At 69.5% G+C, this 9,860-nt stretch carries 9 protein-coding genes and 1 pseudogene; 6 read left to right on the top strand and 4 right to left on the bottom strand.

Annotated features, from left to right (window positions below; all coding sequences use genetic code 11):
- Window positions 1-428, bottom strand: a pseudogene (locus K8V84_RS23935) (methyltransferase); the annotation flags it as partial.
- 41 nt (window positions 429-469) lie between these two features.
- Window positions 470-745 (bottom strand): DUF2530 domain-containing protein, encoded by a 276-nt coding sequence (locus tag K8V84_RS23930; protein WP_304078844.1) that lies wholly within the window; start codon window positions 743-745, stop codon window positions 470-472.
- Window positions 746-964: 219 nt separating this feature from the next.
- Between K8V84_RS23930 and K8V84_RS23925 the strand changes: the two genes are divergently transcribed.
- A complete protein-coding gene (locus K8V84_RS23925) occupies window positions 965-2,422 on the top strand; it encodes an NCS2 family permease (protein WP_304078842.1) in 1,458 nt (485 codons plus the stop codon).
- Window positions 2,423-2,614: 192 nt separating this feature from the next.
- The gene (locus K8V84_RS23920; protein ID WP_304078840.1) at window positions 2,615-3,973 is read left to right on the top strand and encodes an MFS transporter; all 1,359 of its coding nucleotides are present in this window, start codon (window positions 2,615-2,617) and stop codon (window positions 3,971-3,973) included.
- On the opposite strand, the gene K8V84_RS23915 is transcribed toward K8V84_RS23920, so the two are convergent.
- Window positions 3,963-4,706 (bottom strand): sulfite exporter TauE/SafE family protein, encoded by a 744-nt coding sequence (locus tag K8V84_RS23915; protein ID WP_304078839.1) that lies wholly within the window; start codon window positions 4,704-4,706, stop codon window positions 3,963-3,965. The genes K8V84_RS23920 and K8V84_RS23915 overlap by 11 nt on opposite strands.
- Before the next feature lie 76 nt (window positions 4,707-4,782).
- On the opposite strand from K8V84_RS23915, the gene thpR reads away from it, so the two are divergent.
- Complete coding sequence (gene thpR / locus K8V84_RS23910) at window positions 4,783-5,364, top strand: RNA 2',3'-cyclic phosphodiesterase (protein ID WP_304078837.1); 582 nt, start codon at window positions 4,783-4,785, stop codon at window positions 5,362-5,364.
- Between the two features lie 161 nt (window positions 5,365-5,525).
- Window positions 5,526-7,136 (top strand): MFS transporter, encoded by a 1,611-nt coding sequence (locus tag K8V84_RS23905; RefSeq protein WP_369696663.1) that lies wholly within the window; start codon window positions 5,526-5,528, stop codon window positions 7,134-7,136.
- Window positions 7,137-7,173: 37 nt separating this feature from the next.
- Here the strand turns inward: K8V84_RS23905 and K8V84_RS23895 are convergent, their stop codons facing one another.
- Complete coding sequence (locus K8V84_RS23895) at window positions 7,174-7,899, bottom strand: 3-keto-5-aminohexanoate cleavage protein (RefSeq protein WP_304078836.1); 726 nt, start codon at window positions 7,897-7,899, stop codon at window positions 7,174-7,176.
- Window positions 7,900-7,991: 92 nt separating this feature from the next.
- On the opposite strand from K8V84_RS23895, the gene K8V84_RS23890 reads away from it, so the two are divergent.
- Both K8V84_RS23890 and K8V84_RS23885 read left to right on the top strand, forming a co-directional pair.
- Entirely contained in the window at window positions 7,992-9,065 is a 1,074-nt protein-coding gene (locus K8V84_RS23890) for a hypothetical protein (protein WP_304078835.1), read from the top strand.
- A gap of 161 nt (window positions 9,066-9,226) precedes the next feature.
- On the top strand, window positions 9,227-9,676 hold the full coding sequence (locus K8V84_RS23885) for a VOC family protein (RefSeq protein ID WP_304078833.1): 450 nt from the start codon (window positions 9,227-9,229) through the stop codon (window positions 9,674-9,676).
- Window positions 9,677-9,860 lie beyond the last annotated feature (184 nt).

Genomic DNA, 9,860 nt, shown 5'->3' with positions numbered 1-9,860 from the left:
GTGCCCACGACGTGGTCGTGGCCGGGGACGTCGCCACTGCCTGGGCGAACCTTGGGGTCGGAGACCACGAACCCGGGGCGGCCGTCCTCCAGCTCCCAGGGGCCCAGGTGCACGAGTGCGTGGACCACCTGACCTTCGGGTCCGTCGTCGACGCGCACCAGGCCGGCTTCGGCGAGTTCGTCCACGGGAAGGATGCCGCGGGCGGCGCGGAGCGGGACGGCACCGCGTAGCCACCACAGACGCAGCAGCAGTCCGAGGCGTTCCTCTCCGCCGGTGGCGCGCAGGGCGGGCACCAGCTGTTCGCGGGCCAGGGCCTTTGCGGCGGCGTCGCCGAGCCGGTCGCGGACACCGGACACCGTGTAGTCGGCGTCGATGAGGATGCCGCGAAGGCGGTCGGCGAGACCGCGCGGGAATTCTGTCTCAGACACCCGCCCATTATCGGGCAGGTTCACGGTGCGGCCGGCACAGGTCAGGGGGTTCGGGAACGGTCCTCGATCCGCTCGGCGGCGCGTTCGACCGTCTCCTCGCGCTTGCGGAACAGCCGGGGGATGTAGAGGAACCCGAAGACGCCGAGGGCGATTCCGGTCGCACAGACACCGATCCACCAGCGTTCGGAGTCGGGCAGGGAGTCGCCCATGGCGAGCAGCACGATGAGCGCGACCGCCCACGCGCCGGTACCGATGGCGGCCGGTACTCGGTAGTCGGTCTCGTGAACTTCCGGGTCTGGTCGGCGAGGTTTGCGCACGGGTTCAGGCTATCCGGTGCCGTCGGAGCGAGGGGGTCGGAGACGTCGTGGGAGGTCGGAGCGGAGATGTGTTGCTCACATCTGGAGATCCGATCATCCGATCACATGGTGATTTGTACAAACCTGGAGTGACTCCAGAGGATGCTGTTGTACGAAGATGCAACTAATCTGGCGCAGAATCCTTGATGTCCCGTAACACGACCAGGTCAGGCTGATGACGTGAACGCACCGAATGCATCCCCCACTGAACACACCAGACGGCCCACGGGGCCGGTGGACCGCTACTTCAAGATCACGGAGCGCGGTTCGACCCTTGGAACCGAGATCCGAGGCGGCATGGCGACCTTCTTCGCCATGGCCTACATCGTGGTCCTCAACCCGCTGATCATCGGCACGGCCGAGGACATCAACGGGGACACCCTGGGACTCCCGGGTGTGGCCGCCATGACCGCTTTGGTGGCGGCCCTCTCCTGCATCCTCATGGGCGTGGTCAGCCGTTACCCGTTCGCCATCGCCGCGGGCATGGGCCTCAACGCGATCGTCGCCTACGGGATCGCTCCCCTGATGAGCTGGGCGGACGTCTTCCTGCTGATCATCGTCGAGGGCGTCCTGCTCTTGATCCTGGTGCTCACCGGGTTCCGTACCGCTGTGTTCGCCGCGATCCCGCCCGGCCTCAAGATCGCGATCGCCGTCGGCGTGGGTCTCTTCCTCGCCATGATCGGCCTGGTGAACGCCGGCTTCATCCAGTCCGGTGACGGCACCGTGGTCCAGTTGGGCAACGGCGGTCTCAACGGCTGGCCCATCCTGATCTTCGTCATCGGTCTTCTGGTCAGCATCGCCCTCTACGTGCGCAACGTCCGAGGCGCCCTGCTCCTGGGCATCGTGGTCGCCACGGCCCTCGCCATCGTGGTGGAGTCCCTGCTCGGGGACGGCGCCGAGGGCCTCGGCTGGGCGCTCACCGTTCCCAGCCTCCCCACCAGCGTGGACGACCTCGTGGCGGTGCCCGACGTCTCCCTCCTCGGTCTCTTCACCGAGGGCGGGTTCAACATCGCCGAGCGGTGGTCCGACGTCGGTGTCGCCACCGTGATCATGCTGATCTTCACGCTGCTGCTGGCGGACTTCTTCGACACCATGGGCACCATGGTGGGTGTCGCGCACCAGGGCGGTCTGGCCGACGACGAAGGCAACATCGAGGGCACCCGCGAGGTCCTGGTCGCGGACTCCGTGGGTACCATCCTCGGTGGTCTGGGTTCGGCCTCGGTCGCGACCCTGTACGCCGAGTCCGCCGCGGGTGTCGGTGAAGGCGCTCGTACCGGTATCGCGCCGATCGTCACCGGTGCGATGTTCCTGATCGCCACGCTCTTCACCCCGTTGGTGAGCCTCGTACCCTTCGAGGCCGCCACGCCGGTGCTGGTGATCGTGGGCTTCATGATGCTCACCCAGGTCACCAACATCGACTTCAAGGACCCGGCGATCGGCATCGGCTCCTTCCTGGCGATGATCATGATGCCGTTCACCTATTCGATCGCGAACGGCATCGGGTTCGGTCTGCTCGGCTTCGCCTTCGTCATGTTGGTCACGGGGCGCGCGCGCCGAGTGCACCCGCTGCTCTGGCTCATCTCGGTGGTCTTCCTGATCCACTTCGCGGAACCGGCGATCTACGCCCTGATCGGCTGATCCTCCCCCCGGATCGAAACGCGTTCTCCGTCACTCATGGGGTCGTCCCATCAATGACGGGGAATGGAAGCGGCGGTGAACGGCGTTGGCTCAAGTGATGAGTCAACGCCGTTTACTTCTTTGTTCCCGTACCTCCGCCACGATGCTGGTTTCAGCCCCCCTCCACGGGTTCGCCCGACAGGGGAGGGGATGATGCGACGTATCGCGATGTTCCGTTCGCTGGGCGTGCGCAATTACCGCATCTACGCACTCGGTCAGCTCGTGTCCAACCCCGGTACCTGGATGCAGCGCATCGCCCAGGACTGGCTGGTGCTCCAGCTCAGCGGCGGCAGCGGTATCGCGCTGGGCATGACCACCGCCCTGCAGTTCCTGCCCATGCTGTTCTTCGGGCTCTGGGGCGGTGCCATGGTCGACCGTTTCGACAAGCGTCGCCTTCTGGTCTTCACCCAGGCCGCCATGGGCGTGTTGGCCGTGGCGCTCGGTGTGCTGGCCACCCTCGGCGCCGCCGAGGTCTGGCACGTGTACCTCTTCGCCTTCGGCCTCGGCATGATCACCGTGCTCGACAACCCGGGGCGGCAGGCGTTCGTCCCGGAGATGGTCGACCGTGAGCTGCTGCCCAACGCGATCGCCCTGAACAGCGCCAGTTTCCAGCTCGGGCGGGTCACCGGTCCGGCCATCGCCGGTCTGCTGATCGGCCTCATCGGCAGTGGCCCCGTGTTCATGATCAACGGCGCCTCGTTCGGTTTCACGATCGTGGCGCTGCTGATGATCCGCGCCGGTGAGCTCAACTCCACCGACCGCGTGCCGCGCGGCAAGGGGCAGATCAGGGAGGGACTGCGCTACATCGGTGGCAGACGCGACCTCGTCGTGCTGCTGGCACTGGCGGCGTCGGTGCAGTTCTTCGGCGCCAACAGCCAGAACCAGATCGCGCTCATGGTCAACAACGTGTTCGAGAGCGGAGCCGAGGCGTTCGGCGTGGCCGCCGCGGCACTCGCTGTGGGTGCGCTCGCGGGCGCGCTGTTGGCCGCCCGACGCGAACAGCCACGGCTGCGACTGGTGCTCATCGGTTCGATGGGCTTCGGGGTCTCCCAGTTGATCGCCGGGCTCATGCCCGGCTACGTGGCGTTCGTCGTGATCCTGGTCCCCATGGGTGTGCTCTTCATGACCTACGTGACCACCCTCAACGCCACCTTCCAGCTCAGCGTCGACCCTCGGATGCGAGGGAGGGCGATGAGCATGTTCCTGCTGGTGTTCATGGGAGTGGCCCCGATCGGCGCTCCGGTGGTGGGCATGCTCGCCGACGCGTTCGGGCCCAGGGTCAGCCTCATCGTGGGCGGCGCGGTCACCACGGTCGTGGTCGCCGTGCTGTCGGCCGTTCTCCTGCGGATCAAGGGCGTTCACGTGCGCGAACTGCTGCCGACCCGCCGCCGTGGTTCCAGCGAGGCGGCGGTCGACGGCGAAATCGCGGCGAAGCCCGGGCCGCGGGAGGTTCCAGGGACGGAACGAATCGTGGAACCGGTACCGGAGGAGGCGCGGGAGGTCAGGCGGTGACCACCCGCGTGACCATGGACACCGAGCTCACCACCAACAGCACCAGGACGGTGCGTCGGAAGAGCTCGGCGTCCAACCTCCGGAACAGCCGCTCCCCGACGAAGGTGCCGAGCAGCAGCGCCGGGACGCCCAACACCACCAGACCGCCCACCTGTGAGGTCAGCTGACCGCCGAACCCGAACCCCACCAGGGTCGCCGCGCTGGTGACCGAGAACGCCACCCCGAGCGTGGCGCGTTGGACCCTGGGTGGCAGGTCGGCCAGCCGGGACCCCTGGAGGCCGGCCACCAGGATCGGACCGTCGATCGCGGTCGCGGCGAAGGAGGCGCCGGAGAGCACGCTCATCCCCGCCACCGCGCCCATCCCTCCGGGCACCCGTACCCGCAGCCCCACCAGTAGGGTTCCCACGACCACCGAGAGCGCGATCAGCAGCAACAGCGTCGATTCGGGCACGACGTTGAGCGCCCACAGGCCGAACGGAACCCCGGCGAGCACGCATCCCGACAACAGCAGGGAACCCTTGCGGTCCACGTGCGCCCGGTCGCCGATCGCGACCCACAGGTTCAGCGGAACCGACAAGGTCGCGGCGAGCACCACCGAGGTCACCGGGTCCAGCAGCAGTGCCAGCGCCGGGACGGACACCAGCGCGAAGCCGAACCCGGCGGCGATCCGTACCAGTGCGGCCAGGGTGAGCACGACGAACACACCGACGAGAACGAACATGGGGCGGCTCACGGGGAAGAGTCTGAAGGGGACCCGGCGACCCTAACCCCGAACAGGACGTTTCGCCTACTGGAGGAGGGATGGCCCCATGAGGTTGTTCGTCGCGCTGTGGCCTCCCGAGGAGGTCCTCGCCGCGCTGGGCGAGGCCGTGCACCGGGGGCGTCGGCACGAACCGGGGCTGCGCTGGACCCGGAGCGGGGAATGGCACCTCACCCTGCTGTTCCTCGGCGAGGTGGCCGACGAACGCGTCCCCGGGATCGCCGACGCTCTGGAGAACGCCCTGCACGGACACCCCGCACCCCGCCTGGCGCTCGACGGTTGGGGCGTCTTCCCTCGAAACGACGGTCCCGCCTCGGTGTTCTGGGCGGGCGTGGCCGGCCCCCTGGACGAGTTGGTCCACGACCTGACCGCGGTCGCGCGGATGAACGGGGTGCCCATCGCGTCACGTCCCTTCGTGCCGCACCTCACCCTCGCCCGCGCCCGCCCATCGCGCTCTCCGGGCGGGATCCTGCGGGCGCTGGGAGACCCGCCGCGGGTCGGTTGGCGGGCCGATCGGGTCGACCTGGTGCAGAGCCGACCGGGAAGGGCGGACCGCTACCGGACCGCCCGGACCTGGCGACTACCCTGGGATGGCGAATACCAACGAGTACCGGAGCGCGGCACGTCATGAGCATGCTGACCAACAACCGCAAGCAGCGCTGGCTGCTGCCAGTGGTGCTCGCTTCGATCATGGCGATCGTCATCCTGGGCGCCCTCCTCGGCTGACCGGGCCGGAGCCGACCAAGACGCGGCTTGACCCTGACACCTGTGTCAGGGTTTTAGCGTTCCGCCATGTCCTCACGCACAGCACGTCCGGGGTGGCTGCTCTGCCTGACCCTGGCCGCCTTCGCCGTCGGCACCGACGACCTGCTCATCGCCGGCCTGCTCCCTGTCATCGCCCAGGACCTCGACGTGGGCACGGCCGCCGCGGGGCAGTTGGTCACGGTCTTCTCGATCACCTACGCCGTGGCGGCCCCGCCGTTGGCCGTCGCCACGGCCCGCCTGCCCCGACGCGCCCTGCTGCTCGGCGCGCTCGCCCTGTTCGCACTGGTCAACCTGATCACCGCTCTGGCCCCCGGGTACGTCGCGCTGATGGCGCTGAGGGTCTGCGCCGCGCTGGTGGCGGCCCTCATCACCCCGGTGGCCTTCGCCATGGCGGCGGGGCTGTCCGCCCCCGAACGCACCGGTCGTGCGGTCGGCGTCGTGGCCGCCGGCCTCACCGTCTCGCTGTTCCTGGGGGTACCGGCCGGCACCGTGCTCGGTGCCGCCTTCGGTTGGCGCGCGGCCTTCGTGGCTGTGGCCGTCCTCACCTGCCTGGTCCTGGTCGCCTCGGCCGTTCTGCTGCCCTCGATCCCCGGATCGCCGCAGACGGGACCACGTGAACAGGTCGGGGCGTTGGCCCGTCCCGCGATCCTGTTCTGCGTCACCGGGACCGTCCTGGGCGCGAGTTGCGGGTTCATGACCTACACCTACGTCGCTCCGATCACCGCGGACCTCACCGGTTCCTCGGGTGTGGTCCTGGCCCCACTGATCGCCACGATCGGTGTGGCCGGCGCGTTCGGCGCCCTGGTCTGCGGGCGGGCCACCGACCGCTGGGGCGCGGACCGGGTCCTCCTGGTCACCTTCGTCGGGATGGTCGCCACCAGCGTCGTCCTGGCGTTCCTCGCCCCGCTGAGCGAGGGAGCGCTCCCTGTGTGGTTCCTGGGCGGGGCCCTCGCCCTGTGGGGGTTCGCCGCCTGGGGCTTCGCCGCGCCGATGAGCACCCGGCTGCTCGGCCTGGCCGGTGACGCCGGCACCGAGGCCCTCGCCCTCAACACCGGCGGACTCTACGTGGGCACCGCGGTGGCGGGCATGGTCGGCGGCGCGGTGGTGGCCTCCTCCGGGGGCGCGGCGGTGCCCGCGGCCGCGGCGGCCGTCGGACTCCTGGCCCTGGTGGTCATGGCCCTGTCCGTTCGCCGGTACCCCACCGCGGTTCCCGAACCCCTGGCCCGCCAGGGGAGCGGAGTCTGGTCTGGGACGGTGGTCATGACGGTGGGACACGGAGGATCCATGCGCATCGGAGAACTGGCCGAACTCAGTGGTGCCAGCGTGCGCTCCCTGCGTTACTACGAAAAACGCGGTCTCCTGGCCTCCGAACGGGCCGCGAACGGGTACCGCGAATACGGACCGGACGCGGTCGATCGCGTCCGCAACATCCGGTTGCTCCTGGAGTCCGGACTGACCTCCGAGGACATCGGGGAACTGCGGGCCTGCCTCGAACTGGACCTGGTCCGCGAACCCGACTGCGCAGCGGCCGTCGCCCTCTACGAGCAACGACTCCGTGCGGTCCGCGAACGCATCGACGCGCTCTCGGCGACCGAGGAACGTCTCGAACGTCGCCTGTCCGAGAACGGCGGGGCGTAGGGACACGCGTTCACGGAAGGAAGAGGCGCGATCGGGTTCAGGCGGTGGTGGTGGCCAGGCCGACCGCGTGGGCGACGAGCGTGGCGTTGTCGTAGGCCTCCGCGCCGTCCGGCAGGCGCATCGTGTCCTCCAGACCCATCCGGATGTCGTGCCCGGCGTCCAATGCGTCCTCCAGCATCGGCCACGCCGTGGCGTCCGCTCCATGCAGCAACCGCGGCGTCCTCACCTTCGCGCGATCCAGCAGGGTGTTGATCGCTTCCGCGTTGCGCCGCGCGTCCTCCACGGCCACCTGGGTGGGCTCCACCAGCACGGTGGTGACCTCGATCCCCGTGGCCACCAGGATCCGGGCCGCGTCCACCGTCCACACCCCGGCCTCGACCTCCACACGGCGATCGCTCAACAGGTGGACCAGGTCCACCGATCCGGCCTCGTGCAGGTTCACCGAGACCGAGTCGGGCAAAGTGGGCGACGCCCATCTCTGCACCAGGTCGTAGCGTCTCCACGGGTCGGATTCGGCGGAGAGGGACGTGGTCAGGGACACCGGGACGTCGGGGCCCTCGGCCCGTAACCGCTCCATCAACGCCGACACCACGGACGGCTCCAGCGACTCTGCTCCACTGGGATCTCGTGGGTGAACGTGGAGGGCGGTCGCACCCGCTTCCACCACGGAGTGGGCGTCGGCGACGAGCCGGTCGACGGACACGGGCAGGGAGGGGTGGGCACCCGGGCGGCGATCACCGTTGAGACAGGCGACGATCCTCATGCGGACTCTCCTTACGGCGCTCTGTAAGCCGAATGTGCCCGTTCCCGCCCGGGTGCAAGCCACTTGTGCCTTCCCCTGGCAGGATGGCCGGTATGAGAACTCCTCTGGCCCTCTTCGCGGCTGCCCTGTTCCTCCTCGCTCCCGCGGTGCCCGCCGCGGCCGAGCCGGAGATCCCCGAGGACGGGGACGGAGGGACGGACTATCCGCGTGGTGGCGAGGGCCCCGAGGGGTCGGAGATCGCCTTCGAGTTCCAGGACCCGCGAATCCCCGAGTCCAGCGGACTGGCCCCGTCACTGCGCCACGAGGGCGTGTGGTGGACGCACAACGACAGCGGCGACCACCCCAGCGAGGTGTACGCCGTGAACGAGGACGGCGAGACCGTCGCCACGGTCACCCTGAACCTGGAACGCCGCGACTGGGAGGCCATCGCCCTCGCCGAGGGGCCGGAGGGGGAGCCGGCGGTGTTCGTCGGCGACATCGGCGACAACTTCGGCGGTGGCTGGCCGAACATCCGGGTGTACCACTTCGCCGAGCCCGAGGTCCTGGGCGACATGGTCCTGGACCCGGCGGTGCTGACCTTCACCTACGAGGACGGTGGTCGTGATGCCGAGGGCATGATGATCGACCCGCGCGACGGGCGTCTGTACGTGGTCTCCAAGGAGTTCTCCGGCGGTGTGTACGCGGCCCCCGAGAACCTGGCCCCCGAGGGGGAGAACGTCCTGGAGCGGATCGATTCCGCGCCCCTGTTCGCCACCGACGCCGCGTTCAGCGCCGACGGCACCCGTTACGCCATCCGCACCTACTGGGGCGTGACGATCTACGACTCCGCGGACGGTGTACCCGGAACCTCCGTGGGCTCCTTCGACCTGCCGGAGAGCGACCAGGGCGAGTCGATCGCCTTCACCCCGGAGGGGAGCGCGCTCATGGCCGGCACCGAGGGCGAACACGCCCCGGTCTGGCGGGTGCCGTTGGAAGGGGACCAACGGCCCGAACACGCGGCGGTGGACGAACCGGCGGAGTCGTCCCCGGACACCCCGGAGGGGGCGACCGAGGACGCCGAGGAGGAACGGGGTGCCGCCATCGGCTCCACCCCGCTCATCCTCGGGGGCGTCGTCGTCGCGGTCGTGCTGATCGGCGCCATCACCTGGCTCGCCCGCCGCGGCTGAACGCACCTCGCCGGCAGGGGCCCGGTGGACGTGACGGTCGGGAGGCACGGGTGGAGGGGGCGGGGCGTCGTCGGCGACGTGCCCGCGTCCTGTCCCACGTGAGGGGTACAACGAAGGTCCGCGAGTGGGTGCGGTCCCACTCCCCGACCGGAGGACGGACGATGGCTCTCGACTACCAGATCGTCGTGGACTGCGCCGAACCGCTCACGCTCTCACGCTTCTGGGCGGCGGCGATGGGCTACGAACCGGAGGACAACGGCGCCCTCATCGAACACGTGCTCGCTCAGGGGTTGGCCGGTGAGGACGACTACACGGTCGTCGACGGGCGCAAGGCCTGGCGCACGCTCGCGGTCATCCGCCACCCGGAGGACCCCGTGCACGAGTTCACCGGGGCCGGTCTGGGGCGGCGCATCCTGTTCCAGCAGGTGCCCGAACCCAAGACGGTGAAGAACCGGATGCACCTGGACCTGCGAACGGCACCGGGGGAACGCGACGCCGAGGTGGCCCGCCTGGAGGGGCTGGGCGCCGTCTCCGTCGCGGTGGTCGAGGAACCCGGGGCCTCGCACGTGAGGATGCGCGACCCCGAGGGCAACGAGTTCGACGTGCAGTAGCGCTCGACCGTGTCCCGATGACCTCCCCAACCCCTGGCCGCACCGGGTTTCGTGTTGCCGGTGCGGCCCTTTGTGTGGTTTCGGGTTCGGTCAGCTCAGGAGGGTGATCAGGGGTTGGGCGGCGGCGCCGGCGATGGCGGCCAGGGCGTAGCCGGTGATGAGGTGGCCGATGCGGCGGCGGGGT

The organism is Nocardiopsis listeri (assembly GCF_020741345.1).
Lineage (GTDB): Bacteria > Actinomycetota > Actinomycetes > Streptosporangiales > Streptosporangiaceae > Nocardiopsis > Nocardiopsis listeri_A.
The sequence above is the reverse complement of the archived record's forward strand: the minus strand, read 5'-3'. Positions and strand labels throughout refer to the sequence as shown.

Excerpts from the sequence above, each read along its gene's own strand:
- K8V84_RS23905 (WP_369696663.1), top strand. The coding sequence starts at position 5,526 with ATGTCCTCACGCACAGCACGTCCGGGGTGGCTGCTCTGCCTGACCCTG.
- K8V84_RS23920 (WP_304078840.1), top strand. The coding sequence starts at position 2,615 with ATGCGACGTATCGCGATGTTCCGTTCGCTGGGCGTGCGCAATTACCGC.
- K8V84_RS23895 (WP_304078836.1), bottom strand. The coding sequence starts at position 7,899 with ATGAGGATCGTCGCCTGTCTCAACGGTGATCGCCGCCCGGGTGCCCAC.
- K8V84_RS23885 (WP_304078833.1), top strand. The coding sequence starts at position 9,227 with ATGGCTCTCGACTACCAGATCGTCGTGGACTGCGCCGAACCGCTCACG.
- K8V84_RS23890 (WP_304078835.1), top strand. The coding sequence starts at position 7,992 with ATGAGAACTCCTCTGGCCCTCTTCGCGGCTGCCCTGTTCCTCCTCGCT.
- thpR (WP_304078837.1), top strand. The coding sequence starts at position 4,783 with ATGAGGTTGTTCGTCGCGCTGTGGCCTCCCGAGGAGGTCCTCGCCGCG.